This is a genomic window from Neorhizobium sp. NCHU2750, from assembly GCF_003597675.1.
Classification (GTDB): domain Bacteria; phylum Pseudomonadota; class Alphaproteobacteria; order Rhizobiales; family Rhizobiaceae; genus Neorhizobium.
Map to the genome: position 1 here is coordinate 35,093 of NZ_CP030828.1, position 26,696 is coordinate 61,788.

Sequence of the window (26,696 nt, forward strand, 5' to 3'; positions counted from 1 at the left end):
CTGCCAAAATGCCGCACGTAGGAATTGTGCCATGCCCTGTCCATGACGGGGTTTGGGAGGAGTTTCATGTCTGGTCTATTGGCGCTGTCGCGTTTCATCGACGCGGCAAACACGTTTATTGGAAAGGCCGTATCCTGGCTGATCCTGCTGGCGATCGTCATCAGTGCGGTCAACGCTGTCACCCGCAAGCTGTTCAATCTCAGTTCGAATGCCTGGCTGGAGGCGCAATGGTACCTGTTTTCTGCAGGCTTTCTCGTCGCCGCAGGCTATACATTGCTCAACAATGAACATGTGAAGGTCGATCTCGTCTACGGTCGCCTGTCTCGCCGGACCCAGCTCTGGATCGAGATCCTGGGCACGCTCTTCTTCCTTTTCCCGTTCTGTCTGATCACCATTTATCTCTCCTGGCCGCGTGTGACGTCCAAGTTCATCAGCGGCGAGATTTCCAACAACACCGGTGGTCTCATCCTCTGGCCTGTCTGGGCACTCATTCCGCTCGGCTTTGGCCTGCTCGCGCTTCAAGGGGTGTCCGAGCTGATCAAGCGTATCGCGATCCTGCGCGGCGAACTGCCGGATGCAATCGCCCTGGCCGATGCCGAAGCGCAGACCCTTTAAGGACGGATGGCAGCCATGTTTGCATTCTTCGCGGAAAATCTCGCGCCGATCATGTTCGGCTCCCTTATCGTCATCCTTCTGCTCGGTTATCCGGTTGCCTTCGCTTTGGCCTTTGTCGGCTTTGTGTTCGGTTTCATCGGCATCGAGATGGGTCTGCTTCCGGTCAACCTGTTCGGTGCGATCCCGGACCGCATTTTCGGCCAGATGTCGAACGAAACCCTTCTGGCGATTCCGTTCTTCACCTTCATGGGGTTGATCCTCGAACGAAGCGGGATGGCGGAGGAACTGCTCGATACGATCGGCCAACTGTTCGGTCCCGTGCGTGGCGGTCTGGCCTTCGCCGTCATATTCGTCGGCGCGATCCTCGCGGCAACCACCGGCGTCGTTGCGGCCTCCGTCATCTCGATGGGCCTGATCTCGCTGCCGATCATGCTGCGTTACGGCTATGACCGGCGTGTCGCTGCGGGAACGATTGCCGCCTCGGGCACGCTGGCGCAGATCATCCCGCCTAGCCTTGTGCTGATCATTCTCGCCGACCAGCTCGGTCGATCTGTCGGCGACATGTACAAGGGTGCGCTGATCCCCGGGCTTCTGCTCTGCGCGGCCTATGCCGGTTACATCATCCTGATGTCCTTCCTCTATCCGAAGACTGTGCCGGCTTTGCCGATCGAAGCGCGGTCGTTGCGTGGCTGGAAGCTGCTTCGCAAGGTGATCACCTCGCTGGTGCCGCCCTTGGTTCTGATCTTCCTGGTTCTTGGCACGATCTTCATCGGCCTTGCGACGCCGACCGAAGGCGGGGCCATGGGGGCGGTCGGCGCGCTGGCGCTCGCTGCCTTGAACCGCAGGCTCACGCTGGAGATCGTCAAGTCGGCGCTCTATGCGACCGTCAAGCTGTCGTCCTTCGTCATCTTCATTCTGCTCGGTGCGCGCGTCTTTTCGCTCACCTTCTATGGCGTCAACGGCCATATCTGGGTCGAACACCTGATGACATCCGTACCAGGAGGCGAAGTCGGCTTCTTGATCGTCGCCAACCTCCTGGTCTTCTTCCTGGCATTCTTCCTCGACTATTTCGAACTCGCCTTCATCATCGTGCCGCTTCTGGCGCCGGTGGCCGACAGCCTTGGCATCGATCTTATCTGGTTCGGCGTGATGCTGGCGATCAACATGCAGACTTCGTTCATGCATCCGCCATTCGGGTTCTCGCTGTTCTACCTGCGTTCGGTGGCGCCGACTCGTGCCTACAAGGACAGGATTACCGGAGCGACGATCCAGCCGGTGACGTCTGGCCAGATCTATATGGGCTCGATCCCGTTCCTGGTGATGCAGCTGATCATGGTGGTGATCGTGGTCGTGTTTCCGGGTCTCGTCACGCACTACAAGTCCGGTGCGGCGACGGTTGATCCGAACTCGGTCCAGATCAATATCCCGATGCCGGGCGGCGATGGCCTCAATCCCTTCGGAAGCCCGTCCGCACCGTTCGGCGCCCCTGGTGCAACGCCCGAGGGCAGCCCGCCCGCACCGAGCTTCGGCGCTCCGCCGCCAAGCTTTGGAGCCCCTGCGCCCGGCAGCAGCGAGCCTGCTCCGCCAAGCTTCGGTTCGCCAACGCCGAATTTCGGCAGCCCGCAACCGAGTTCGGGGACGACCAATCCCTGACTCAAGTTCCGGCGCCGCGGGCGCCGGGTCCATCCAGAAAGCTTTCCTGACAGATCAATTGAGGAGGATTGAAATGAAAAAGGACGTAAGCCGTCGTGGCTTCATGACGAAAGGGGCGATCGCCGGCGTTGCGACCGCTGCCGGAGCCTCGCTCGCAGCGCCTGCCGTTGCGCAAAGCCTGCCATCGATACGCTGGCGCCTGACATCGGGCTTTCCGAACAATCTCGACACCATCTATGGCGGTGCCGTGGTCATGGCCGATGCGTTGTCCAAGATCACCGAAGGCAAATTCCAGATCCAGGTCTTCCAGGCCGGCGAAATCGTGCCCGGTGCGCAGGCGATCGATGCGGTGAAGGAGAATACCGTCGAAATCGCCCATACCTGCGGCTATTACTTCACCGGCAAGGATCCGACATTCGCGATCGGTTCCACCATCCCGTTCGGCCTCAATGGGCGCCAGCAGAATGCCTGGCTTTATCATGGTGGCGGCAACGAGGCCTATAACGAGTTCCTGTCCAACTATGGCGTCGTCGGTATTCCCGGTGGTGCGACCGGGGCGCAGATGGGTGGCTGGTTCCGCAAGGAGATCAAGAGTGCCGCTGATCTGCAGGGCGTCAAGATGCGTATCGCAGGCGTTGCCGGCCAGGTTATGGCCAAGCTCGGCGTCGTTCCGCAGCAGCTTCCCGGCGGTGATATCTATCCGGCGCTGGAACGCGGCACGATCGATGCCGCTGAATGGATCGGCCCTTACGACGACGAGCGGCTCGGCTTCTATCAGATCGCCAAGAATTACTATTATCCGGCCTATTGGGAAGGTGGCCTGACGATCCACTTCTTCGTCAACCAGGCTCAGTATGCCGGATTGCCGGACGCCTACAAGGCTGCGCTCGACACGGCCTGCAAGGCCGCAAACGTCAACATGCAGGCGCTATACGACGTCAAGAATACCTCGGCTATCCGCTCGCTTGTGGCCAAGGGTGTCCAGCTTCGGCCACTGCCGCGCGACGTGATGGACGCGGCCTACAAGGCCTCGTTCGAACTCTACGGTGAATACAGCCAGAAATATCCGACCTGGGCGAAGATCTATCCGGGTTGGAAGAAATTCCGGGATGAAAGCTTCGAGTGGTTCCGCGTCGCGGAATACAGCTACGACAGCTACATGTACGCTGCCCAGGCAGCCGGCAAGTAACGACCAAACGGCACTGGGGCAGATCAATCTGCCGCAGTGCCTGCAGCATTCTCTGGCCGGTCTGCTATTTTCGCACCGCACGGCGACTACCGATTTTCATTCGCAGAAAATCGACGAGAGGGTCCTGTGCTCAATGACGCAGTCTCTTCACGGAAGCAGGTAGGGTGATCACTACGGGGCAGGAGTAATCCGTGCCATGGCCCAGAATCGAAAAAGCCTGCCGCGGGAGGAGGAGCGGCAGGCTTTTCGAATATATTTGAACAGCGACTGGGAGGAGGAGTGCCGCCGTTCCTTCAGGCTTCCCTTGGGAGGAGGAGCGGGTCGCCTGAAACACGAAGCTCTGTGGGAGGAGGTACATCGCTTCGTTGGATGTAGTTATACAGCATTCCCGAACGGCCGTTAGTGGCTCTGTCGCAGCCCAGCTATGCGCTCAGCGCATTGAGCGGCTAGTATTTGCCTAAATTTGTGCCGATGGATGAGGCAGATGATGGATCATTGCGCGCCGCAGTCTGAGATACGGCGACGCGCAATGAAGTTTGACTATGTTCGGTCGCATCATTTGTGGCTTGCCACCACCAATTGGTCCTCTCGATATAGGCGGGCGCATCTTCTTGCGCTAAGACGAAGGGAGGAAGCTGCTGGCGGCTTTTCCGAATGGAGAATTTTTTTGTCGCGTAAGCCTTTAAAACCCGGTCATGTCCGCACGGAAGGCAGCGAAGATGCTGCTGGCGGCAAATCGCCAACCGGTACGCAGACCTTGCTTCGCGGTCTGACCTTGCTGGAGCAGGTCGCTCAAGGCGTCTGTGATGTAAAGGGCCTTTCCGAACGCCTCGGCATGCCGCGCAGCACCACCCACCGGGTGTTGAGCAATCTGGTGGCCGAAGGCTATCTGCATCACGTGCCGTATCAGGGTTACACCCTCGGCTATAAACTCATCTATCTGGGCACCCGCGCAAGGGAGCAGCGGCCCTTGGCCCAGCTGGCACGCCCTTTTCTCGAGAAGCTCGCGGATTTCTGTGGCGACACCATCCATCTCGGGCAGATCGAGGGCCCGCATGTCCTCTATCTCGATAAGCTGTCGGGGCAACGAGGCCTTGAAATGCGCTCACGCATCGGCCAGCGCATGCCGCTCGCCTCGACCGGCGTTGGCCGCGCGCTGATGCTGGGAATGACCGAGGAACGTTGGCGGGAAGTCTATGACGAGGCGGTACTGCTGCGCGAGCGGACTGCCAGCGACCGCCCCCCATTGCCGCAATGGCCCGAATATCTCGCGAAGATGCGTGATTATCGTCAGCGTGGCTGGGTGATGGAGTTTGAAGAGAACGAGATCGGTATCCGCTGTGTCGGCGCGCCCGTGCGTGACGTGAACGGCGAGGTCGTGGCAGCCGTCAGCATAGCGAGCGCCAGCTTTCATATGCCGGAAGCACGCATGTTCGAGCTTGGGCCGGTCGTCGCTGCAACCGCGCATTCCATTTCGCGGGCGCTTGGAGAAGCGCCCAGGGAGTTGTCATCACTGCCGGTATCGCTCCGGAAGTGATGAATAGGTTCGGTCTTAATAAGGATTGACCGGTGTTTTCAGCGGCTGCCCGCTGAAATGGGCGGCGACGTTGTCGAACACGAGATCGCCCATGGCCTTTCGGGTTGAATGGGTCGCGCTCGCCATGTGAGGCGTCACCACCACATTTGCGCGACCTTGCAGAGCCTTGGGCACTACCGGTTCGCACTCGAACACGTCGAGACCCGCACCGGCGATCGTGCCTGCGTCCAGCGCTTCGATCAATGCTGCCTCGTCCACCACCGTGCCGCGAGCAATATTGATGAGAATGCCCTGCGGACCGAGCGCCTTCAAGATCGTGGCGTCGACCAGAGCGCGTGTTTTATCGCCACCGTTGACGCAGATAACGAGAAAGTCGACCTCGGCCGCAAGCGTTGCGAGATCGGAGACGAACCGATACGGGCAGCCGGACAGGGGTTGACGATCGGTATAGGTGATCTCCATGTCGAAGCCGGCGGCACGACGGGCAATCGTCTGGCCTATGCGGCCCATGCCGGCAATGCCGAGCTTGCCGCCAGAAACTTTCTTGGTCCAGGTAAAGCCGCCATTTGCCCAGTCGCCGCGCTCGACGAAGCGTTGGGCTTCGACGATCTGGCGGGACGTGGCAAGCAGCAGGCCCATTGCCATGTCTGCGACATCGTCCGTCAGAACGCCCGGCGTATTGGTCACTGCGATGCCGCGTGCATGGGCTGCTGCCACGTCGATACCGTCGTAGCCGACGCCGAAATCGGCGATCAGTTCCAGTTTGGGGAAGCGGTCGATGAATTCGGCCGTGACGACCGATTCACCATTGACTGCGAGAACGCGCGCATTCTGCGCGGCCTTGTTCTGCTCCGTCACGCTCAGAGTTTCCCAGTCGGCAAGCGTGCAGGTTTCATCCAGACGCTGCGCCAGGGCCGGTGGAAGGAAAGCGGCCTTGACGACCGTCGCTTCGGTCTTGTCGAACATGATGATCTCTTTCTTCTCGCTTACCACTCGGCCACGGCGCCATCGGCAAGCCGCCATACCGGGTTGCGCCAGTCGGGGGCTGTCTTCGAGCGCTCGATGACCAGCGCTTCGTCAACCTCGACACCGAGACCGGGCCGCTTGTTGGGATAGAACCAGCCGCCATCGATGCGGAAGTCATCCTTGTTGGCGACATAGTCGAACAGTTCGGCACCCTTGTTGTAGTGGATACCCATGCTCTGTTCCTGAAACACGGCATTGTGCGAGACGAAGTCGACCGCAAGGCAGGAGGCAAGCGCCAAAGGCCCAAGCGGGCAATGGGGCGCAAGCGCGACATCGTAGGCCTCGGCCATCGCGGCAATGCGGAAGCATTCCGAGACACCGCCCGCATGGCTGAGGTCGGGCTGCAGAATAGAGATGCCGCCGCCCTCGAGGACACGCTTGAAATCGAAGCGCGAGAACATCCGCTCGCCGGCCGCGATCGGGATATGTGTCTGGGCCGCAAGGCGAGGGTAATATTCTGCCTGCTCTGCCAGAACCGGTTCTTCGATGAACAGGGGTCTATAGGGCTCAAGCTCATGAATGAGAACTTTGGCCATGGGCGCTGCGACGCGGCCGTGGAAATCGATGCCGAACTCGATCGTATTGCCGAAGGTCTGGCGAATTTCCGCCACCACGGCGACCGCGGCATCGATCTTCGCCGAGCTGTCGATGATGCCCATTTCTTCGCAGCCGTTCAGCTTGAACGTGTCGAAGCCGATTTCCTGCAGCTTGCGGATATTGGCTATGACATCGGCCGGGCGATCGCCGCCCACCCAGGAATAGGCCTTGACGCGATCGCGGACCAGGCCGCCAAGCAGCTCGTACACCGGTGCGTTGAGGACTTTGCCCTTGATGTCCCACAGAGCCTGATCGATGCCGGCGATCGCGCTCATCAGGATCGGGCCGCCGCGATAGAAGCCGGCGCGATAAAGCACCTGCCACAAGTCGTTGATGCGAGACGGATCCTTGCCGATCAGATAGTCGCTAAGTTCGTGGACCGCTGCCTCGACGCTGCGGGCACGCCCCTCGATAACCGGTTCGCCCCAACCGGTAATGCCCTCATCCGTCTCGATTTTGAGAAACATCCAGCGGGGTGGCAGGCGATAGGTGGTAAGTTTGGTGATCTTCATTGAAATGCGTCCTGATTGGAAATTGCCGGCGCGATCACGCGCCGGCACGTCCGGCAGCAAACGCGGCCACGAAGCGGCGGGCCTCGGCGGTCAATTCCTGCCATTTTCCGGCGGAGATGAGATCCCTGCGGACGAGATTGCTGCCGACGCCGGCGGCGTAAGCGCCGGCACGCGCAAATGCTTCGAGATTGTCCAGGCCAACGCCGCCCACCGGAATGAGCGCGGCCTCGGCAAACGGTCCCCTCAGGTCCTTGATGTAGCCGGGGCCGAGACCGCCGGCCGGGAACAGCTTGAGCAGGTCGCAACCAAGCCTGTGAGCCTTGACGACTTCGGTCGGCGTCGTGACCGACGGGATCATCAGTCGCTGCCGTTCGTGTACCGTCGCAATGACGTCCGGATCAAAGTTGGGAGCCAGGACGAAATCGGCTCCCGCATCGAGCGCCAGTGTCGCTGACACAGGGTTGATGACGGTACCGGCGCCGATCCGCATGCGGTCTCCGAGCGCTGCCTTCAGCGCCCGGATACCCTCGTAGACAGAAGGGCTGTTGCAGGTGATCTCGAACACCTTGACGCCACCTTCGAGCAGCGCCTGGGCCGTCGGCACCACGTCCGCGGGCGAAAGCCCGCGGGATATGGCGATGATGCCGCTTTCCCGGATCGTGGTGACAACCTCGTGTTTCAGCATTGTTTCAACCTTTCGAAACGATGATAATCAGGCCTCGGCTTCAATCGGCGCCCGGACGATGAACCAGTAGCAAATGGCCGAGCAGGCTGCGATGAAGCCGCCGCTGATGAATGCCATAGCATAGGAACCCGTTGCGTCGGCGATCATGCCGGTGACGAGCGGCGAGAGCGAGCCGGCGAAATAGCCGCCGAAATTCTGGATGCTGCCGACCGAGCCGACCATCGAGCTGGGTGCCACGTCGCCAGGCAGTGCCCAGCCATTGGCCGACAGCGACGACAGCATGGCCATGCCGATCGACAACAGGATCAGCGTTCCGCCGAGGCTGGTGAAGAACGGAGCGATCATCAGCGCAGCGCCGCCAAGCAGGGCCGAGACAGAGATGGTTGCCCGCTTCGCGTTGAGCGGAGAGGCGATGCCCTTGTCGACGAGCCATTTGGAGACGTAACCGCCAAGGAAGGCACCGACGATGCCGGCGAAGAAGGGTACTGAAGCCAGGAAGCCCATCGACTGCATGTTGAGGTTCTGGGTCTTCAGCAGATAAAGCGGCACGAAATAGGTGAGGATGTTGAACATCCAGATATAGCAGAACCAACCGATGATCATGCCCCAGACGGCACGGTAGCCGAAAAGGTCGCGCCAACGAATGGAATTCTTGCCTGCGCCGAGCGTCTGGGCGGTGCCGCCACCATCGGCCTTGATATAGTCAAGTTCTTCCTTGGAAAGCCATGTGGTCTTTTCCGGCTGGTGATAGGCAATGATCAGCAGAAGGCCGAACAGAATGCCGAAGCCGCCGGCGATATAGAAGAGTTCGCGCCAGCCGAAGCTGACCATCAGGAAGACCAGCAGCGGCGGGGCCAGTGCCGGGCCCCATTTCGAGGCGGCATCCCATATGCCGGTGGCAAGTGCGCGTTCCTTTTTCGGGAACCATGCAGCCGTGATCTTGGCAGCGCTTGGCCAGCAAGGGGCTTCGGTGACGCCGAGAACGCCGCGGGCCGCGATCAGGGCGAACTTGGACGAGCAGACACCTGTCAGAGCGGTCGCGCCGCTCCAGAAGATCATCGCCATCGTATAGACGCGTTTTGCGCCAAGCTTGTCGATAAGCCAACCGGCCGGAAGCTGGAACAGGGCATAGATGACCGAGAACACGGTGCCCAGCAGGCCGATATCGGAATTGGTTAGCTGGAGTTCCTTCATCATCTCAGGCGCTGCAACCGATAGCGCAGTACGGTCGATGAAGTTGACCATCCCGCCTACCAAAAGGATAAGCACGATGAGCCACCTGCGGCTGCCGACCTTTTTGGCGGCTCCCACAGCTTGTTGAATAGACATTTTCTCTTCCCTTTACTTCTTCTGAATTCCTCAAATCAGTCCGCGGATGCGGGCAATTTCCATCGCGCCCAGCGCGGAAATAGAATGTATCGTGTCAGGTGCCCCCTCGATCGGACCTGTGAAATATGGATCCGCGGCAAACAGTGCCATCAATGCGTCCCGCAGGCCGGCCTTGCCAGCGACGATGATGTGGCTCTCCGGTGCGACCTTGAGAGAATCGCTGTTCTTGAGCGCGGCCAGATCGCCGGCAAGAACTGCGCCGAGCAGGAAGCTGGCGCGTCCGTCGCGATCCAGATCTCCGAAGAGGTCGAGAAGCCTGACCAGAAACGCGGACCGGGCGATGCCGAGACGGGCGCCGTGATCTGCGCCGCGCAGCAAGGCTTCCGTATTGACCTTTTCGGCGAAGCCGTGCTCGACCGAGCCGGCAATCAAGGTGTGGCGCGTGATGACGTCCAGCAATTCGCCCGAAATGCTGGTGATCGACCCGGCGATACGGCCGGCTTCGTCTATTCCGACAAATTTTGCATGGGAGCCCGGCAGGACGAGAACCGCGGGTCCCTTGATGTCGAGGGCGTGGATCACGCCGATCGTTTCGGTTTCCTCGCCCCGCATGATGTCCATCATGTCGCAATCTTGAAGGCTGATTGCGCCGGCCCGGTTCTTGACACCGGGAATGAACCAGATCGGCCTGTCGGCTACGCCCGGAAGTTCGATGGAACGCATTCCGGCGGCGAGTTCATTCTTGCCGGCCGGCGCCGCCAGATGCGGGATCTCGCAAAGGCCGGCATTGGAGGTGATCATGCCGGAGCCGAGATACAGACGATCTTCGCCCGGCGAGACATTGGCGCTTGAAAGTGCCTCCGACAGGGCTTCTCCGACGGCGGCTTTCAACTTGTTGGTGCTGCCAGTAATCGCGGTGTCGCGCACACCGACCGGGCGTCCGGCTTCTGCGACGGGAGAGCCGTCACGCCAGACGATTACGCGTGTGTTGGTGGTGCCGGTATCCAAAGTGGCAATCAGCATAAAGAACCCCTCCCGCGGTTCGCATGTTAAGACCTTGAGTGCCGCGCATATCGGTACGGATGTGCCGCTGCGGGGTCAGGTGGGAATGCATCAATGTCTCAAATAATGAGATATGCATCTCATATTTAGATACACCTGTGGCATACGGTGGTCAAAGGATAAAATGCCACATTGCACTACGAAGGCGGCCCCCACCCGCGACAGGCAGCACCTTTCATCTGAACCGGGAATGTAGCCTTGGATGGGGTCGCCTCGTCCCCGGAAATATGGGGGCACGTTCTTCGAAATTTGGGTAGTTCCGCCGATGTTACGACCTGCGGCAGCGCTTATCCAAGGGGCAGCCGCTCCGATTTGATCCTCGACCAATTCCAATGCGCTCATAAAACATCCCATGCGGAGGGCTGCCGGCCTGGTTCGTCCAGGGATCCCATAGTGCCATGCACGAAAGGAATGAGCAGTAATGTCGATTGTTGTCGCAAGTGCGTTTCTCGCCTTTTCCATTGCCCTCCCCTTCGGTCCGGTTTCGCTCATGTGTGTCCAGCGCAGCATGTTTCGCGGCGCCCATTGCGGCCTGATATGTGGTGCCGGGGCCTCCACTGCGCATGGCCTTTTCGCAAGCCTTGCAATTCTTGGCGCCGGCACGATCGCCAGCGTGCTTGCCGGCTGGCAGCCGGTCATCCAGGTTGCGTCCGGAGTGACGCTGATCGCAATCGGTTCGAAAATCGTTCTCAAGGTTGCGGGCACGCCTCAGTCCGCGGCCAGCGTTCCGAGCCTTTTCACCGATTACGGTGCCGGATTGATCACCGCGCTGTCGAACCCGATCACCGTAGTTTCCTATCTGGCCATAGCATCATCCGGTGCGATGACCGACCGTGTGGACTTGCCTGACCTCGCGGCAACGATCGCCGGTGTAATTCTGGGTAGCATTAGTTGGTATGCGATCATCAGCAGTTCCGCATGGATATTGCGTGGGCGCCTGCCGCGGCATCTGTTGCGAAAGCTTAACCTATTAGGAGGAGCCATCCTCATATTCATGGGCTTGCGGCTCGCCATTTTCCCGTAATATCTCGGGAAATTCTGGGTAGGCTATCTATTGCTGACGGTGGCCTGGCTTTCTTTCCAGTATCCCTGCACTATTTAGCGTCGGAAGCTCTGGTTTAGCTTCCGGCGCACAGTAATTGCATGTGGAATAACTTCAGTGAAGCGTGATCCGCTTGCGATCGCAGATCTCAGCCAGCTTCATCGACCGTAACCGCATATGACCGTCCGCATGGGGAAATCCGATGCTGCTGGAAAGAGAAGCCATTACGGAAGCCTTGCTCAGCACCCTGGCGGATGCATCCCTGGGTCGAGGTCGCGTGGTCGTGCTCGAGGGTGAGCCGGGCATCGGCAAGACTGCATTGCTTCAGCACTTCTGCGCGCTCGTCGATGATCATCAGAGTGTGCATTGGGGCTGGAACGATCCTTTCACGACCCCACGTCCTCTCGGACCGCTTCAGGACATGGCGACGACCATAGAATCAGATCTGGGAGATCTCCTGCGACAGGCCGCGGCGCCGGATGTGATTTTCACCGAGCTGTTGAATACGATGATCCGGTCAAGACGGCCGATGGTCCTGATCTTCGAGGATCTGCATTGGGCAGACCGGGCGACCCTGGATCTCATTCGCTTTCTCGGCCGGCGTGTTTCGCTGTTGAAGGCAGTCATCGTGCTGACGATCCGCGATGCCGACGTGGATCGAGAGCATCCGGTCACACAGCTCTTGGGAGATCTACCGGCGTCGGCAGTGACGAGATTGTCGATGATGCCGCTATCTCGAGCTGCCGTGGCAATTTTAGCAGGAGATCCGGAAAAGGGTTACGCACTCCATGGCGCGACCGGCGGCAATCCGTTCTTCGTCATGGAATTGCTCGCGGACGGTGACCCGATCGACGGGCATCTTCCCGTCTCGATCCGGGACGCGGTCTGGGCAAGACTGTCGCGGTTACCTACGGCTATCCGCGAGTTTCTCGATACGATCAGTATTCTGCCCAGCGGTGTTTTTCCGCAGATGATCCCGCTCCTGATGGGAAACGATGCCCAGCTTATCGCGGATCAATGCATCGATCGCGGGTTGCTTCGACTGGATGAGAAGGGAGCCCTCATCTTCCGACATGAGTTGGCAAGGCAGGCGACGGTGGAGCGTCTGTCCCCAGCCGTTCGGAGGAACTTGCATCTGCGCGTGGAAAACATGTTCGCGTCGATGCCGGAGGCGGACAACGACCCCGCAATCCTGTCCCAACGTCTTCACCATGCGGGTCTTTCGGGCAATTCCACCCACGTCCTTGATCTTGCTCCGCGGGCAGCTGCACAGGCGGCCATGCTTGGAGCCCACCAGCAGGCTGCAACGCATCTGAGAGCCGCTCTTGACCATGTCGCACTGGCGCCTCCGCGTGTTGCCGCACAGATATATGAAGACTGGGCGCACGAAACCTTTCTGGCCGGCACGGTCTCGTCGGAAGAGACGATGCGGGCCTACACGGTGGCGATCTCGCTCTGGCGCTCGCAGGATGATATCCGAAAAGTGGGGCTTAATCTCTGTCGTCTTGCTCGCCTGCACTGGCGGCGTGGGGAAACTAACCAGGCGGTCGCCTATACCGAACAGGCCGTGGCAGATCTCGAGGCTCAGCCGCAGAGCATCGAGCTTGCTCTTGCCTACAGCACTCGATCGCAATTGCTGATGCTGCAGGATCGCTTCGAGGAGTCGATTGTATGGGGAATGCAGGCTATCAAACTATCCGAGGAACTGGGCCAGATCGAAACTCGCATCCATGCTCTCAATAATGTCGGGACCTCGCTGATGATCCTCGGGCGGTCGGGTGGTGACGCACTGCTGGAGGAAAGCCTTTCCCTCTCCCTGAAACACGGCTTTCACGATCACGCATCCCGCGCATTCACCAACTTCTCGGAATGCTGCATGACGGCCAGAGACTTCGCCAAGGCAGAGAAGCTGATCGTCGAGGGCACCGCCTTGTGTGTTCAATACGATCTTGATGCCGCAGCCCACTACCTGCTCGGCCGCCATGCGCAGTTGCGAATGGAACAGGGCCGTTTTCGCGAAGCGGAGACCATTGCCGACGGGGTGATTGCCAAAGACGGCTTTCCCCGTGTCATGCACCTGCCCGCCCTTGCGGTACTTGGCCGCGTGAAGCTCAGGCTTGGCCAGGCCGAAGGCCTGACAGCGCTGAATCAGGCGCTTGAAGAAGGCCTTTTCACCGGCGAACCTCAGCGGATCATACCCGTGCGCCTGGCTTTGCTGGAGGCTGCCTGGCTGCACGAGAACGGCGACGCAGCGCGTGAGAACATGAATGCCGTACTTGCGCTCGGGACCGAAACGATGAGCAGCTGGGATCTTGGCGAATTCCTTGTCTGGTGTCGCAGATGCGCTCTCGCCTCGCCGGACATCAAACTTGAGGAAAAGTTGCCGGCGCCACGCGCCGCCGAGCTTGCCGGCGATTTCGAACGGGCGGCGGATCTGTGGGTGGCTCTGGAACAGCCATACGAGGCAGCCCTGTCGCTGCTTCAGGCCGGGGAAAATGATGCACGCCGAATGCTGCCGCGAGCGGTCAGGTTGCTGGACGAACTGGAAGCGCGGCAAGCCGCGGTGTTCGCCCGGCGGTTGGCGTTGCGTTTCGGCCTTGCGGGGGCAATGCCGCGACGACGAAGAGGGCCTTATGCATCCGCCCGACAACATCCGCTCGGCCTTACCCGCTCGGAACAGAACGTTTTGAAATTTCTTGTGCAGGGGCTGAGCAACAAGGAGATCGCCCGAAAGGTCACTCGTTCCCTGCGCACTGTCGAACATCAGGTCTCTTCTGTTCTTGCCAAGTTTAACGCCGGCAACCGGCTGGAAGTCCTGTTGCGGGTTCGCAACGAGCCCTGGCTTGTCGAGCAACATGCCGATGGCGGCGGCTAACTGCCCTGCTTTCCCTTAATCTTCTCCACATAATCAAGAAGATGAGTGAGCAGTGCCCGCCCATAGCGGGGAAGCTGGGCCTCGGCGCGTACGCAGAGGAAAAGCTCGCGCTCTGCCCAGTCCTCTGCTATCGGTCGGGTTTGAAAACGCATGAAACGTGCATATCGGCGCGCGGCCGTTTCGGGCACGATGCCGATGCCGGCCCCGCCCTCGACCATCCTGCATAATCCCTCGAAGCCATCGACGCGTATGCGGATATGTGGTTTTCGCCCAAGCTCATTTGTCGTTCGCCACAGAAACTGCGACAGTGCCACGGTCTCTCGTAACCCGATCTGCGGATGGCTGAGGATTTCAGAGAAGCTCATCTGCCCTGTGACATCCCAATCCGGTGGAATGACGACGACCAATCTGTCGGGAACGAAACGCCAGCGCTCCAGCTTGCTCATGTCTGCGGACGAGGCAACGATGCCGATATCTGCATCGCCGTTCTTCAACATGGTGACCACTTCCAGGCTTGGCCTGTCCTGGACTGTAACGTCGATCTGCGGATTGTCAGCAAGAAAGGTGGAAAGCGCTTGAGGCATATGCTCTGCGAGCATGTTGGTGTTGGAAAGCAGCCTGACCTGGCCGCTACGCCCGACGGCAAACTCCTCGAGTTCCGTCTCCGCTTTTCGTGCGTCATCGACGAGTTGGCGGGCTCGGCGGGCAAGCATCTCGCCTGCCAGGGTCGGGCGAATTCCCCGGCCCGTCCGTTCGAAAAGTTCAAGGCCGAAAGTGTTCTCCAGCCGCCGCAGCCGGGCGCTGACGGCGGCGACGACGACGTTGTTTTCAGCCGCTGCAGATGTCAGGCTGCCACCATCCACGGCTGAAACGAAAACCTTGAGATCGGTGAGGTCAAATTTCATCTGAAGCTTTCATAATACATGAAGGCTGATTTTACCAAAAACTGATTTTCAATGCCAGCGCCGCGACGCTATGACCCAGATCAAGCTGTATGCGCGACACATCGACACGCTCTCCGAAACGCCCAAAAGTTGGTCATCGAAGCGCTTTTTGTCCAAGAGTTGCTTCGTCAGGTGTGGTTGTATTCCTGAAGTTGCAGTGCTCCATGCGGCGATGCAAACCCGTCTTGTTCGTGGGAGGCGAACCCGGCTGGCATCTGATATTCACGCTTGATGAAAGCTTAAGGATTTATGCCTACGCCCAATATCTCGCCCCGCTCCTCCTTCAGCCGGGCTCTGGTTGCACCGATTTCGGCCTCGTTCCGATCCGCGATTCTCTGTCTTGGCACGCTGGCGGCAACGTCCAGCGTGGTCTTGGCCGACGACAATTCGGACCTTGTCGCAAGGGGGCGTTATCTCGCAACCGCAGCCGATTGCGCTGCCTGTCACACCGCGCCACGTGGCGGAGCGCCTTTCGCGGGCGGCTATGGCATCGATACGCCGCTTGGCAAGATCTTCTCCACCAACATCACTCCTTCGAAGGAAGACGGTATCGGCAGCTACAGCGAAGCGGATTTCGCCCGCGCCGTGCGTGAAGGCGTGGCGAAGGACGGTAGCCACCTTTATCCGGCCATGCCTTACACGGCCTATTCCAAGATCACCGATGACGACATGAAGGCGCTCTATGCCTATTTCATGCACGAGGTGAAGCCGGACGACCACAAGCCGCAGCAGACCGAACTGCCGTTCCCGTTCTCGGTCCGCAGCTCGATGGCGGTCTGGAACCTGTTGTTCCTTGGCCAAGACCGCTTCAAGCCGAACCCGGCCAAGTCTGCCGAATGGAACCGTGGCGCCTACCTTGCCGAAGCGCTGGAGCATTGCAGCACTTGTCACACGCCGCGCAATACGTTGATGGCGGAAGCAAGCGGTCAGTCTTTGGCTGGTGGTTCGATCGGCTCCTGGTATGCTCCCAATATCACCTCGGACAAGGTTTCCGGTATCGGCGGCTGGTCGGATGAGGATCTGACCCAATACCTCAAGACAGGTCACGTGGCGGGCAAGGCTCAGGCCGCAGGTCCGATGGCGGAAGCCGTCGAGAATAGCCTTCAGCACCTGTCCGACGACGATATCAAGGCGATTGTCACCTATCTCAAGGATACGCCGGCGATCTCGTCCGGCGACAAGCAGTCCCGCAGCGATCTCGGCAAGCCTTCGACGGAAGCCGAAGCGGCGTTGCGCGGTACTCCTGGACAGGAGATCGGAGAAAACGGCTTCCACGTCTTTACCGGTAGCTGCGCGGCCTGCCACCAGGTGGATGGCCAGGGCAACGATCACTATCCGTCGCTGTTCCACAACACGGCAACCGGCGGTGACCGTCCGGACAATCTCGTTTCGACCATCCTTTACGGTCTGCATCGCACGGTTGGTGAGACTGAGACCTTCATGCCTGCCTTTGGCCCGGATGCCTCCTTCACCGATCGCCTGTCGGATCGCGATATTGCCGATGTCAGCAACTACGTCCTTTCTCACTATGGCAATTCAGCCGTGAAGGTGACGCCGACCGATGTTGCACGCATCCGGGACGGTGGCGAAAAGCCGATGATTGTCGAACTGGCACCCTTTGCCGGACCGATCGCTGTCGGCGTCGTCGTCTTCGTGATCGCGCTCATCACCTGGCTGGCTTTGCGTCGTCGTTCGCAGCCCGCCCTCGGTTGAGCCGCGTCCTTTCCATTTTGCATTGAACGCTCCCTCGGAGATCATGATGCCTTTCGATCCTTCTTCCCCGGCCACTTTTGGCCACCGTTTTTCTCGGCGCAGCTTCCTGCGAACGACTGCCGCTCTTGGCGGTCTCGCGATGGCTGCCAGTCTGGGGACGCCACTTTCGGCCGCTGCGGCGGATGACAGTGTCGCCTCCTTCACGCAGCTCTCGGAATTCCTGACCGGGTATTCTCTCGATCCGGTTCTTGGGGCCCGCTTCCTGGCGGCGCTGAAGAAGCGGGATGCCCATTTCGATGCCAGCATGGCGTCGCTGTCGCAACTGATCAAGCAGTCCGGCGTCCCCAATATGGACGGTTTCCTGGCCTTGACAGGTACCGATCCGGCACTGACCAAGGCTGCGACCAAGATCGTGTCGGCCTGGTATCTTGGTGTCGTCGGCGATCCTGAGGACGCCGAGCTCATCACCTATGCCGAAGCGCTGATGTACCGCCCGACCAAGGGCATTCTTCCCATTCCGACCTATGGTCCCGGCCCCAATGCCTGGGGACCTAAGCCCGGCAGCAAGATCTGACAGGACAAGAACAATGGCTAACACATCATATGATGCGGACCTGATCGTCATCGGTTCGGGGGTCATGGGCGGTATCGTTGCATCCCAGCTCGCCAAGGCCGGCAAGAAGGTGATCATTCTTGAGGCCGGCCCGCGCGTCGAACGCCGCGAGATCGTCGAAACCTTCCGCAATGCTCCAGTCAAGCTCTCGCTCGCCAATGCCAAGCTGCAGGGCGCCGGCTCGCCGTTTCCCAGCATGCCCTGGGCGCCATCCACGTATGGTGACTACCTTCAGTACGAAGGCCCGGTCAAATACAACACGTCCTACCTGCGCGTCGTCGGCGGCACGACCTGGCACTTCGGTTCGGCTCTCTGGCGCATGATCCCGAATGACTTCAAGCTGCAGTCGCTTTACGGTCGCGGGCGTGACTGGCCGATTGGTTATGACGACCTCGAGCAGTATTACAACAAGGCGGAACTGGAACTTGGCGTCACCGGTGTCGACGGTCAGGATGAAAGCGGCCAGGGCGGTAGCCCGATGCCGCCCCGTTCCATGCCCTTCCCGATGAAGCAGCTGAACAAGAGCTATATGTTCCAGACGCTTGCGGACAAGCTTTCGGTGGGCGGCTTCAATCCGGTTCTGGAGCCGCATGGCCGCGCCTCGCGCCCCTATGGCAACCGCCCGGTCTGCGCCGGCAACAACAACTGCAATCCGGTCTGTCCGATCGGTGCCAAGTATGACGGCACCCAGCATATCGATCTCGCCGAACGCCATGGCGCAAAGGTTCTCGACAACTCGGTTGTCTACAACATCGAGGCTGGTGATGACGGCAAGATCACGGCCGTCTGGTACATGAAGCCGGACGGTTCAAAGCACAAGCTGACGGCGCCCTATTTCGTTCTCGCCGCCTATGGCATTGAATCGGCCAAGCTGCTCTTGATGTCGACCTCGGAGAAATATCCGAACGGCATCGCCAACTCGTCGGATCAGGTCGGACGTAACCTCATGGACCACACCGGCATCAGCATGAACATGCTGACCAAGGAGGACATGTGGCCGGGCGAAGGTCCGACGGAACTTCTGGTCTATCTGAACCAGCGTGACGGCGCTTTCCGCAAGGACTACCCGAGCTACAAGATCAAGGTTCGCAACACGGTTCCGACCTCGCAGATGACCGAAGGCTTCATCAAGAAGGGCATTCTGGGCTCAAAGCTCGACGAACAGATCCGCAAATACTCGGCGCGTTCGCTGAACTGGGCGATCGACTTCGAGCCGCTGCCGCTGCCGGAAAACCGCGTCACGCCATCCAAGACGAAGTTCGATGCGCTTGGCCTGCCGGTTCCTGTTCTCTACTACAGCGTCACCGACTACTGGAACGCCGGTCGCGACCGTGGCCTCGAGGACCTGAACAAGATCGCCCAGCTGCTCGATGCCGAGGTGCTTTCGACGGACGTCAAGTGGCAGAACCGCCAGCATGTCATGGGCACGACGCGGATGGGCAACGATCCGAAGGACTCCGTTGTCGACAGCGATTGCCGCACCCACGACCACAAGAACATGTTCATCGCCGGTACCAGCGTCATGCCCTCGGCATCCTGCATGAACCCTACATTGACGGGCGCGGCGCTCAGCGTTCGTATCGCAGAGCAGCTCATCAAGGAAATCTGAGTTTCGCCGGCGCTTGCGCCGGGAATGAAGGCAAAAGAATGAGACGGTCGGGTTCGGCGAAGGCTGGGCCCGGCCGTTTTTTGCCTGCACGAGCACCTCTGGCTTGAGCTGACTGCGCCGGGTGCCCTTACGGCTGCAACGATGGGCCTCGCATTCATTGCGAAATCACGAGGTTTGACAATGCCTCCGGATGGGAGATCAATATTCCTGCATGAAGAGGATTCGCGCCGGCCGGACCTCTGCGCCTTGAGGTAAATTTTCGGGGGCGTCTAACCGGCTGTCTCACCGCATTTCACGGGTCCGTTCGGGCCTGATCTCTCAAAAAGAACATCGGGGAATGGCATATGACGACGGTAATGAGCTGGGCCGAATGGTTTGCCAGGGATGGTGTCGGCCTTGCGGACATGGTGAAGAAGGGCGAGGTCAGCGCGTCCGAGCTTGCGGCCCAGGCCGCCGAAGGCATCAGGGCGGTCAACCCAGACATATGCGGCGTCATCGAGATCTTCGACGATGCGGTCGCCGATGCGACGGCGAATGGTACTGATCCTCAAGGTGCCTTTGCCGGCCTGCCATTCCTGCTCAAGGATCTCGGGCCGACGGTTGCCGGCAGGCTGCAGGAGCAGGGATCGCTCTACATGAAGGGAAACCGGCCGACAGCCGATACCTTTCTGACCACGAAGATGAAGGCTGCGGGGCTCAATATCATCGGCCGCACGACGACGCCGGAATTCGGTTGCTGCAGCTCGGCCGAAAATCCGGCCATGTATATTACCCGCAACCCCTGGGATACCGATTATACGAGCTGTGGTTCCTCTGCCGGCTCATCGGTCATGGTCGGCGCCGGTGTGGTGCCTCTGGCCCATGCCACGGATGGCGGTGGCTCCATCCGCATCCCTGCCGGCACCAATGGTGCCATCGGGCTCAAATCCTCCCGGGGTACCTTTTCCATCGCGCCGACCAATTCGGATTTCACTTCTGTCGTGTCGACACAGGGATGCATCACCCGTTCGGTGCGCGACACCGCCGCCTTCGTCGACAATTGCCGGGGACCTGCTCCGGGCGAATTCATGCCGTACTGGCGGCCGGAAACTTCCTTCCTTGAGGCGATCGGATGCGATCCGAAGCCGCTTCGCATTGCCGTGTCGCATGAGTGGGGACCGTATAGATCGACATCGCATATTGCGGCGGAGCTGGACCGTGTCGCGCATTTTCTCGAAGGTCTAGGCCATCACGTGGAATGGGTGGTGCCGGATATCGATTTCGAGAAGGCCTATACGGCGCAGACGACCTGCTACATCACCAATTTTGCCCAGACGGTGAATAACCTTCTGCGCATGCGCAGTCTCGATAAACCGCCTGCCGATCTCATCGAGCCGATGAACATCCGAATCTGGGAACAGGGCAAGGATGCGACCTTTACCGAAAGGGCGGACATGCAGTTAGCCTTCAACGAGACGTCACGCGCCTTCGGAGCGTTCTTCGAAAACTGGGACATCATCCTGACGCCGGTGACTGCCCGCGAAACGCCGCCGATCGGCACGACAGAATATCTGACGCTCACCGACAATCCATCGGCGCGGGACTGGTTCTTCAATCTCTGGGGCTATTTTGCCTATACGCCCTTCAACAATCTCTGCGGCACGCCGGCGCTCTCATTGCCACTGGCCAAGCACGCCAATGGCCTGCCTCTTGGCATGCAAGTACAGGCCGGGCTCGGCAATGACGGCCTGTTGCTGCAGCTCGGGGCGCAGATCGAGCGGGCCATTGATGGCAAATGGAATCTCGGCGACCTGCCGAAGGTGCATGTCACCAAACTCCCCTGAATGAGAAGACGATAACGCGCCCTGACATGAAAACAGGCCATATCCTCGCAGATATGGCCTGTCTGTTTCTCAATGGATCGCTTGAGGCTAAGCGATCAAGCCTTCGTCTTGAGTGCGATCACCTGATGATCCTTCGGCTTGGCTGCATCCTTCTGCTCCTCGACATAAGCCTGGCCGTGGAAGCTTGCGATCAGCACGTAGCGAATTTCGGCGATCAGCGGGTAACGCGGGTTGGCACCCGTGCACTGGTCGTCGAAGGCCATTTCGGCAAGCTTGTCGACCTTGGCCATGAAGTCCGCTTCACCCACGCCTGCAGCCTGGATCGAGACGGGGATATCGAGGTCGCGCTTCAGCTGTTCCAGCCACTGGACGAGGTTTTCGACCGAGGCCGCATCGTTCTTGCCACCGAGGCCGAGATGCTGGGCAATCTCGGCGTAGCGGCACAGGGCCTTCGGGCGGTCATACTGGCTGAACGCTGCCTGCTTGCTGGGATTGTCGACGGCGTTGTAGCGAACGACGTTGGAGATCAGAAGCGCATTCGACAGGCCGTGCGGCAGGTGGAACTCGGCGCCGATCTTGTGCGCCATCGAGTGGCAGACACCGAGGAAGGCATTGGCGAAGGCGATGCCGGCGAGCGTTGCCGCGTTATGTACCTGCTCCCTGGCCTTCGGATCCTTCGCGCCGTTCTTGTAGGCTGAGGGAAGATAAGCCTTGAGTAGCTTTAATGCCTGGAGCGCTTGCCCGTCCGAATACTCGTTGGCCATGACCGAGACATAGGCTTCGAGCGCATGGGTAACCGCGTCGATACCGCCATGTGCCGTCAGCGACTTCGGCATGTTCATCACGAGATTGGCGTCAACGATCGCCATATGAGGCGTCAGCTCGTAGTCTGCGATCGGATATTTGATGCCTGTCGCCTCGTCGGTGACCACCGCAAACGGGGTGACTTCCGAGCCGGTGCCCGAGGTCGTCGGGATGGCGACGAACATCGCCTTCTTGCCGAGCTTGGGGAACCGGTAGATGCGCTTGCGAATATCCATGAAGCGCAATGCCAGATCGGTGAACTCGACATCCGGATGCTCGTACATCACCCACATGATCTTGGCGGCATCCATCGGAGAACCGCCGCCGACCGCAAGAATCAGGTCCGGCTGGAAGGCATTGGCGAGCGCAGTTGCCTTGCGCACGACCGCAAGCGTCGGGTCGGCGCTGACTTCGAAGAACACTTCAACCTCAAGACCGAGTTCCTTCAATATGCGGATCGTGTCGTTGACATTGCCGTTCTCGAAGAGGAAGCGGTCCGTGACGATCAGGCAGCGTTTCTTTTCCTTGAGGTCATCGAGCGCGAAAGGCAGGCTGCCGCGGCGGAAATAGATGGACGGCGGCAGCTTGTGCCACAGCATGTTTTCTGCGCGCATGGCGACGGTCTTCCGGTTGATCAGGTGCTGAGGCCCGACATTTTCGGAGATAGAATTCCCGCCCCAGGAGCCGCAGCCGAGCGTCAGTGACGGGGCGAGGCGGAAATTATAGAGGTCGCCGATGCCGCCATGGGACGCCGGCGAGTTGATGAGAATGCGCGACGTCTTCATCTTCGCGCCATAGGTGGCAATGCGCTGCGGCTGAAGGTCCTGGTCCGTGTAAAGCACGGATGTATGGCCAACGCCCCCGAAGGCGACCAGCGCTTCGGCCTTGTCGCAAGCCTCCTCGAATGTCTTTGCCTTGTACATGGCGAGTAGCGGCGACAGCTTTTCATAGGCAAACGGTTCCGTTTCGTCGATTGCCTCGACTTCGGCGATCAGGACCTTGGTACCGGCGGGAACCTCGAAACCCGCCATTTCGGCAATCTTGCCTGCCGATTGTCCGACGATTTCAGCATTGATCGATCCCTTCTTGAGGATCAGGCTCTTGATCGCTCCAGCTTCGTTGCCCGACAGGACATAACCGCCGTGATTGCGGAAACGCTCGCGTATGGCATCGTAAACCGGCTCGACGACGACCACCGACTGTTCCGACGCGCAGACGACCCCGTTATCGAACGTCTTCGACATCAGGATCGAGGCGACGGCCCGCTTGATATCGGCGAATTCATCGATCACCGCAGGCGTGTTGCCAGCGCCGACGCCGATTGCCGGCTTTCCGGACGAATAGGCGGCCTTGACCATGCCGGGACCGCCTGTTGCCAGGATGAGGTCGATCGACTTGTGGTGCATGAGCGCATTGGAAAGTTCGACGCTGGGCTCGTCGATCCAGCCGATGATATCCTTCGGTGCGCCGGCCTTGACTGCTGCCTCAAGCACGAGGCGGGCTGCCTCGCAGGTCGAGCGCCTGGCGCGCGGATGGGGCGAGAAGACGATGCCGTTGCGTGTCTTCAAGGCAATCAGCGCCTTGAAGATAGCCGTAGAGGTCGGGTTGGTCGTCGGCACGATCGCGCATATCAGGCCGATCGGCTCTGCAATCGTCGCCGTGCCGTATTCGGGCTCTTCGGAAAGGACGCCGCAGGTCTTTTCGTCCTTGTACTTGTTATAGATGTATTCGGAGGCAAAGTGGTTCTTCCCCACCTTGTCCTCCATCACCCCCATGCCGGTTTCCTCGACCGCCATCTTGGCGAGCGGGATGCGGGCATTCGCGGCGGCGAGCGCCGCGTTACGGAAGATCTCATCCACCTGGGACTGGCTGAACCCCGCATAAACTTTCTGGGCAGCCTCGACGCGGGCAACGAGTTCATCGAGTGCGGCTTGTGTGCTGACTGTCATGATGCTCTTTCTCCTGAGTTGTCTATGCGGAGTGTTCCCTTCAGGCTTTGTCCAGGAAGGCGTCGAGGCGGGTGAACGAGAACGGTTCTTCGGTCAGATAGCGGAAGTCTTCGATGACCTTGGCCCGCAGGTTGGGCGTATCGATCGAGCGACCCCAGAAGGCGGTTTCCTGCAGATAGGCCGCGATCATGCTTTCCAGCCCCTTGTCGGTGCCGTCATCGGCTGCGGCGATCGACGCGACGCGCTCGATGATGTCGGCCGAATCGCGCGGCGGCAGTGCCTTCGCACCCTCGAAGCGACCGAGATAGAAGGCGAGCCAGGAGGCAAGCGACAAGGTCATCAGCGGCGCCGGCTTGCCGAATTTCTCATCGTAAGCCAGCAGGCGATCGAGATTGCGCGTCTGGTACTTGACGATGCCGTTGAGGCTGATGTCGTACCAGAGGTGGCGGATATAGGGGTTCTGGAAACGGCGCAGCACTGCGGCCGCAAACTCCTGCAATTCGCCCTTGGGCAAGGTGAGGAAGGGAATGACTTCCTCATTGAGAAGACGATCGAGGAAACGTGCGCCAGCCGGCTGCGATACGGCCTCACCGACGGATTCGACGCCGGCCAGAAGGGAAAGTGCGCAGAGGCCGGTATGGGCGCCATTGAGGATCGCTACCTTGCGAGCCTTGTACGGAGTGACGTCCTCTACAACGACAGTACCCTCATCATGATCGGCCAGCGGAATCCTGAGTTCCGGCATGCCGGGCTTCCGTTCGATAACGAAGAAGTGGAAGAGTTCGGCAGCAGACATGAACTTGTCCTCGTAGCCGAGTTCTTCGGTCAGCGTGTCGGCTTCTGCCCGTGGAAAACCGGGCACGATCCGGTCGACCAGCGTGTTGTAGAAGGCGTTGGCCGTCTCCAGCCAGGCGATGAAGGTCGGTTCAAGAGTCCACTCGTTTGCGTGCTGCAGGACGATCCGCCGCAACTCGTCGCCGTTATGGTCAATGAGTTCGCAGGCCACCATCTGCAGGCCCGCCTCTGCCTTCCCACCGAATGCCTTCCAGCGTTCGTAAAGGAAGCGGGTCAGTTTGCCGGGGTAGGAGACTGGCGGTGCATCTTCGAATTTCACGGTCGGGACATAGGCAATACCGGCATCCGTCGTATTCGAGACGACGACCGTGATATCCGGATTGTGGGCGAGTGCCAGCACGCCCTGCCAGTCTTCGTGAGACGAGATTTCCTGGCGCACGCAGGCGATCAGCCGCGGTTCCGAGACTTTTTCTCCGGCTTCGTTCATGCCGCGCGACAGGACGGTATAGACGCCATCCTGCTCGTTGAGGGTGAAGGGAAGACCGCCGGCGATTGGCCGCAGAACGATGACACCCCAGTCTGAACCCGCTTTCTCGTTAAGCCGGTCGACCTTCCAGTCGACAAAGGACCTGAGGAAGTTGCCTTCGCCCCACTGCAATATCCGGGGCGTCGGGCGGGCGCGCCCTTTCAGAAAGCTCTCATTCAAACGTGTCATATACTTGTCCTTCCAATGCTGCAGACACTCGTCTGCACGTCGGAGGCATGTTGAAGATCAAGACATGCGACCTGTCATTGATCTAGCTTCGTGCTTTCCCGCGATCGGAGATAATTCGGCACGTGGAGGAAGAGCGCACGGCTATGCCAGATGCCGCCGCGGTGACTGCCAGCGGCTTATCGGCAGGTGCGAGGTCGAAGATGACTGTCTGGTTTTCCAAATTTTCGGTCGGGCTTCGTCTCGAAGAGGTCGTTCATGCTTTTGGTTGCCGGCAGGTGCGGACCCTGCGTCAGGCTCGAAGTCATGCAGTTTTCTGACGTTCATGCGGAAATGTCACATATGCGGCAAAGATTCACACGTGAGGTACGTAAATCAAAAATGCTGTTGCAACCTATGAGAACTGACGTATCAATACGGCCAGAGGACGGTGGTGGCTGCTTTTAGGTGGCTGTCGCTTGCATTTCGGTACACTTCTTTTCGGGTGTGCCGTGGTGAATGGGAATGGGATTTGGGAAGCGGGCCACACAGGGCTGCGCTCGAAGAGGAGGCGAGTATGAAGAAAGCTTTTCTATACACGTGTGCAATTATTGGCATGACATCCGGCATGTTTGTCGGTGTCGGAACCGCAAGTGCATCTGCTGACAAGCCGGTGATCGGGTTCTCGATCGACGATCTCCGCGTTGAGCGCTGGGTGCGCGACCGCGACTATTTCGTTTCGGCTGCTGAAGGCCTTGGTGCCAAGGTCAGCGTTCAGTCGGCCGACGGCAATGAAGAGAAGCAGGTCAAGCAGGTGGAAAACCTGATCGCGCAGGGCGTGGACGCGATCGTCATCGTGCCCATGAACTCCAAGGTGTTCGATGCTGTCGTTGCGGACGCGAAGGCTTCCGGCATCAAGGTCCTGTCCTATGACCGCCTCATCCTCAACGCCGACATCGATGCCTATATCTCGTTCGATAACGAGCGGGTCGGCTACATGCAGGCCGAAGGTGTGCTGAAGGCGAAGCCCGAGGGCAATTACTACCTGCTCGGCGGATCACCGACCGATAACAACGCAAAGTATCTACGTGCGGGCCAAGAACGCGCTCTGAAGCCGGCGATCGATGCTGGCAAGGTCAAGATCGTTGGTTCTCAGTGGGTTAAGGAATGGAGCCCGACCGAAGCTCTTTCCATCATGGAAAACGCCCTGACCGCCAACCAGAACAAGATCGACGCCGTTGTGGCTTCTAATGATGGTACCGCCGGCGGCGCGATCCAGGCGCTGGCTGCCCAAGGGTTGGCTGGCGAGACCGCGGTATCCGGGCAGGACTCCGACCTTGCAGCAGTAAAGCGCCTTCTCGACGGGACGCAGACAATCACCGTCTACAAGCCGCTGAAGCTGATCGCTTCCGAAGCTGCCAAGCTCACGGTCCAGCTGGTCAAGGGTGAGAAACCGGCGTTCACCTCGAAGATCAACAACGGGGCCAAGGATGTCGATACCCTGTTGCTGACCCCGACCGCCGTCACCAAGGACAATATCGATATCTACGTGAAGGACGGCTTCTACACGAAGGAACAGATCGGCCTGAAGTGAACAAGGCGAAGGACCTCGGGGCCGGCTGCGGCCCCGAGG

19 protein-coding genes are annotated in these 26,696 nt (G+C 59.6%); 11 read left to right on the forward strand and 8 right to left on the reverse strand.

From position 1 onward, the window contains the following. The first annotated feature begins 66 nt into the window (after window positions 1-66). From NCHU2750_RS20955 to NCHU2750_RS20975, 4 genes are all read left to right on the forward strand, one after another. Entirely contained in the window at window positions 67-615 is a 549-nt protein-coding gene (locus tag NCHU2750_RS20955) for a TRAP transporter small permease subunit (protein ID WP_119943692.1), read from the forward strand. Window positions 616-630: 15 nt separating this feature from the next. Then, entirely contained in the window at window positions 631-2,268 is a 1,638-nt protein-coding gene (locus NCHU2750_RS20960) for a TRAP transporter large permease (protein ID WP_119943694.1), read from the forward strand. Window positions 2,269-2,341: 73 nt separating this feature from the next. Continuing rightward, window positions 2,342-3,457 carry a TRAP transporter substrate-binding protein gene (locus NCHU2750_RS20965; protein ID WP_119943696.1) on the forward strand — a complete coding sequence of 372 codons (1,116 nt, stop codon included), beginning with the start codon at window positions 2,342-2,344 and terminating at the stop codon, window positions 3,455-3,457. A gap of 667 nt (window positions 3,458-4,124) precedes the next feature. Beyond that, window positions 4,125-4,994 (forward strand): IclR family transcriptional regulator, encoded by an 870-nt coding sequence (locus tag NCHU2750_RS20975; protein ID WP_245480457.1) that lies wholly within the window; start codon window positions 4,125-4,127, stop codon window positions 4,992-4,994. 15 nt (window positions 4,995-5,009) lie between these two features. Here NCHU2750_RS20975 and NCHU2750_RS20980 read toward each other — a convergent pair whose 3' ends face one another. Genes NCHU2750_RS20980 through NCHU2750_RS21000 form a run of 5 tightly spaced genes read right to left on the reverse strand, consistent with a single transcriptional unit; the run spans window position 5,010 to window position 10,166 of the window. Further along, window positions 5,010-5,960: a 2-hydroxyacid dehydrogenase gene (locus NCHU2750_RS20980; protein ID WP_119943702.1), complete on the reverse strand. Its 951-nt coding sequence runs from the start codon at window positions 5,958-5,960 to the stop codon at window positions 5,010-5,012. A gap of 20 nt (window positions 5,961-5,980) precedes the next feature. Next, entirely contained in the window at window positions 5,981-7,129 is a 1,149-nt protein-coding gene (gene dgoD / locus NCHU2750_RS20985; protein WP_119944296.1) for a galactonate dehydratase, read from the reverse strand. Between the two features lie 34 nt (window positions 7,130-7,163). After that, window positions 7,164-7,814, reverse strand: coding sequence for a bifunctional 4-hydroxy-2-oxoglutarate aldolase/2-dehydro-3-deoxy-phosphogluconate aldolase (locus tag NCHU2750_RS20990; protein ID WP_119943704.1), 651 nt, complete (start codon window positions 7,812-7,814; stop codon window positions 7,164-7,166). Between the two features lie 27 nt (window positions 7,815-7,841). Next, window positions 7,842-9,143, reverse strand: a complete 1,302-nt coding sequence (locus NCHU2750_RS20995; protein ID WP_119943706.1) for an MFS transporter — start codon at window positions 9,141-9,143, stop codon at window positions 7,842-7,844. Window positions 9,144-9,173: 30 nt separating this feature from the next. Beyond that, window positions 9,174-10,166 carry a 2-dehydro-3-deoxygalactonokinase gene (locus tag NCHU2750_RS21000; protein ID WP_119943709.1) on the reverse strand — a complete coding sequence of 331 codons (993 nt, stop codon included), beginning with the start codon at window positions 10,164-10,166 and terminating at the stop codon, window positions 9,174-9,176. Between the two features lie 460 nt (window positions 10,167-10,626). Here NCHU2750_RS21000 and NCHU2750_RS21005 point away from each other — a divergent pair, with 460 nt between their 5' ends. Together NCHU2750_RS21005 and NCHU2750_RS21010 are read left to right on the forward strand one after the other, a co-directional pair. Next, window positions 10,627-11,229 carry a LysE family translocator gene (locus tag NCHU2750_RS21005; protein ID WP_119943710.1) on the forward strand — a complete coding sequence of 201 codons (603 nt, stop codon included), beginning with the start codon at window positions 10,627-10,629 and terminating at the stop codon, window positions 11,227-11,229. A 220-nt stretch (window positions 11,230-11,449) separates the two neighbouring features. Further along, on the forward strand, window positions 11,450-14,122 hold the full coding sequence (locus NCHU2750_RS21010) for an ATP-binding protein (protein WP_119943712.1): 2,673 nt from the start codon (window positions 11,450-11,452) through the stop codon (window positions 14,120-14,122). On the opposite strand, the gene NCHU2750_RS21015 is transcribed toward NCHU2750_RS21010, so the two are convergent. Then, window positions 14,119-15,027 carry a LysR family transcriptional regulator gene (locus NCHU2750_RS21015; protein ID WP_119943714.1) on the reverse strand — a complete coding sequence of 303 codons (909 nt, stop codon included), beginning with the start codon at window positions 15,025-15,027 and terminating at the stop codon, window positions 14,119-14,121. The two genes, NCHU2750_RS21010 and NCHU2750_RS21015, sit on opposite strands and share 4 nt — an antisense overlap. Before the next feature lie 288 nt (window positions 15,028-15,315). On the opposite strand from NCHU2750_RS21015, the gene NCHU2750_RS21020 reads away from it, so the two are divergent. From NCHU2750_RS21020 to NCHU2750_RS21035, 4 genes are all read left to right on the forward strand, one after another. Beyond that, entirely contained in the window at window positions 15,316-16,779 is a 1,464-nt protein-coding gene (locus NCHU2750_RS21020) for a c-type cytochrome (protein WP_119943716.1), read from the forward strand. A 139-nt stretch (window positions 16,780-16,918) separates the two neighbouring features. Beyond that, a complete protein-coding gene (locus NCHU2750_RS21025; protein ID WP_245480458.1) occupies window positions 16,919-17,353 on the forward strand; it encodes a sugar dehydrogenase complex small subunit in 435 nt (144 codons plus the stop codon). Further along, window positions 17,319-19,001 (forward strand): GMC family oxidoreductase, encoded by a 1,683-nt coding sequence (locus NCHU2750_RS21030; RefSeq protein ID WP_349509035.1) that lies wholly within the window; start codon window positions 17,319-17,321, stop codon window positions 18,999-19,001. Before NCHU2750_RS21025 ends, NCHU2750_RS21030 begins: the two co-directional genes overlap by 35 nt. A 344-nt stretch (window positions 19,002-19,345) precedes the next feature. After that, entirely contained in the window at window positions 19,346-20,824 is a 1,479-nt protein-coding gene (locus NCHU2750_RS21035) for an amidase (RefSeq protein ID WP_119943722.1), read from the forward strand. A 95-nt stretch (window positions 20,825-20,919) separates the two neighbouring features. On the opposite strand, the gene adhE is transcribed toward NCHU2750_RS21035, so the two are convergent. Both adhE and NCHU2750_RS21045 read right to left on the reverse strand, forming a co-directional pair. Next, window positions 20,920-23,577: a bifunctional acetaldehyde-CoA/alcohol dehydrogenase gene (adhE, locus tag NCHU2750_RS21040; protein WP_119943724.1), complete on the reverse strand. Its 2,658-nt coding sequence runs from the start codon at window positions 23,575-23,577 to the stop codon at window positions 20,920-20,922. Between the two features lie 40 nt (window positions 23,578-23,617). Next, window positions 23,618-25,087, reverse strand: a complete 1,470-nt coding sequence (locus NCHU2750_RS21045) for a tagaturonate reductase (protein WP_119943726.1) — start codon at window positions 25,085-25,087, stop codon at window positions 23,618-23,620. 592 nt (window positions 25,088-25,679) lie between these two features. Here NCHU2750_RS21045 and xylF point away from each other — a divergent pair. After that, a complete protein-coding gene (gene xylF, locus NCHU2750_RS21050) occupies window positions 25,680-26,657 on the forward strand; it encodes a D-xylose ABC transporter substrate-binding protein (protein WP_119943728.1) in 978 nt (325 codons plus the stop codon). Window positions 26,658-26,696: the final 39 nt, after the last annotated feature.

Excerpts from the sequence above, each read along its gene's own strand:
- NCHU2750_RS21045 (WP_119943726.1), bottom strand. The coding sequence starts at position 25,087 with ATGACACGTTTGAATGAGAGCTTTCTGAAAGGGCGCGCCCGCCCGACG.
- NCHU2750_RS21020 (WP_119943716.1), top strand. The coding sequence starts at position 15,316 with ATGCCTACGCCCAATATCTCGCCCCGCTCCTCCTTCAGCCGGGCTCTG.
- adhE (WP_119943724.1), bottom strand. The coding sequence starts at position 23,577 with ATGACAGTCAGCACACAAGCCGCACTCGATGAACTCGTTGCCCGCGTC.
- dgoD (WP_119944296.1), bottom strand. The coding sequence starts at position 7,129 with ATGAAGATCACCAAACTTACCACCTATCGCCTGCCACCCCGCTGGATG.
- NCHU2750_RS20980 (WP_119943702.1), bottom strand. The coding sequence starts at position 5,960 with ATGTTCGACAAGACCGAAGCGACGGTCGTCAAGGCCGCTTTCCTTCCA.
- NCHU2750_RS21010 (WP_119943712.1), top strand. The coding sequence starts at position 11,450 with ATGCTGCTGGAAAGAGAAGCCATTACGGAAGCCTTGCTCAGCACCCTG.
- NCHU2750_RS21000 (WP_119943709.1), bottom strand. The coding sequence starts at position 10,166 with ATGCTGATTGCCACTTTGGATACCGGCACCACCAACACACGCGTAATC.
- NCHU2750_RS20995 (WP_119943706.1), bottom strand. The coding sequence starts at position 9,143 with ATGTCTATTCAACAAGCTGTGGGAGCCGCCAAAAAGGTCGGCAGCCGC.
- NCHU2750_RS20990 (WP_119943704.1), bottom strand. The coding sequence starts at position 7,814 with ATGCTGAAACACGAGGTTGTCACCACGATCCGGGAAAGCGGCATCATC.
- NCHU2750_RS21025 (WP_245480458.1), top strand. The coding sequence starts at position 16,919 with ATGGCTGCCAGTCTGGGGACGCCACTTTCGGCCGCTGCGGCGGATGAC.
- NCHU2750_RS21015 (WP_119943714.1), bottom strand. The coding sequence starts at position 15,027 with ATGAAATTTGACCTCACCGATCTCAAGGTTTTCGTTTCAGCCGTGGAT.
- xylF (WP_119943728.1), top strand. The coding sequence starts at position 25,680 with ATGACATCCGGCATGTTTGTCGGTGTCGGAACCGCAAGTGCATCTGCT.
- NCHU2750_RS21005 (WP_119943710.1), top strand. The coding sequence starts at position 10,627 with ATGTCGATTGTTGTCGCAAGTGCGTTTCTCGCCTTTTCCATTGCCCTC.
- NCHU2750_RS20965 (WP_119943696.1), top strand. The coding sequence starts at position 2,342 with ATGAAAAAGGACGTAAGCCGTCGTGGCTTCATGACGAAAGGGGCGATC.
- NCHU2750_RS21035 (WP_119943722.1), top strand. The coding sequence starts at position 19,346 with ATGACGACGGTAATGAGCTGGGCCGAATGGTTTGCCAGGGATGGTGTC.
- NCHU2750_RS21030 (WP_349509035.1), top strand. The coding sequence starts at position 17,319 with ATGCCTGGGGACCTAAGCCCGGCAGCAAGATCTGACAGGACAAGAACA.
- NCHU2750_RS20955 (WP_119943692.1), top strand. The coding sequence starts at position 67 with ATGTCTGGTCTATTGGCGCTGTCGCGTTTCATCGACGCGGCAAACACG.
- NCHU2750_RS20960 (WP_119943694.1), top strand. The coding sequence starts at position 631 with ATGTTTGCATTCTTCGCGGAAAATCTCGCGCCGATCATGTTCGGCTCC.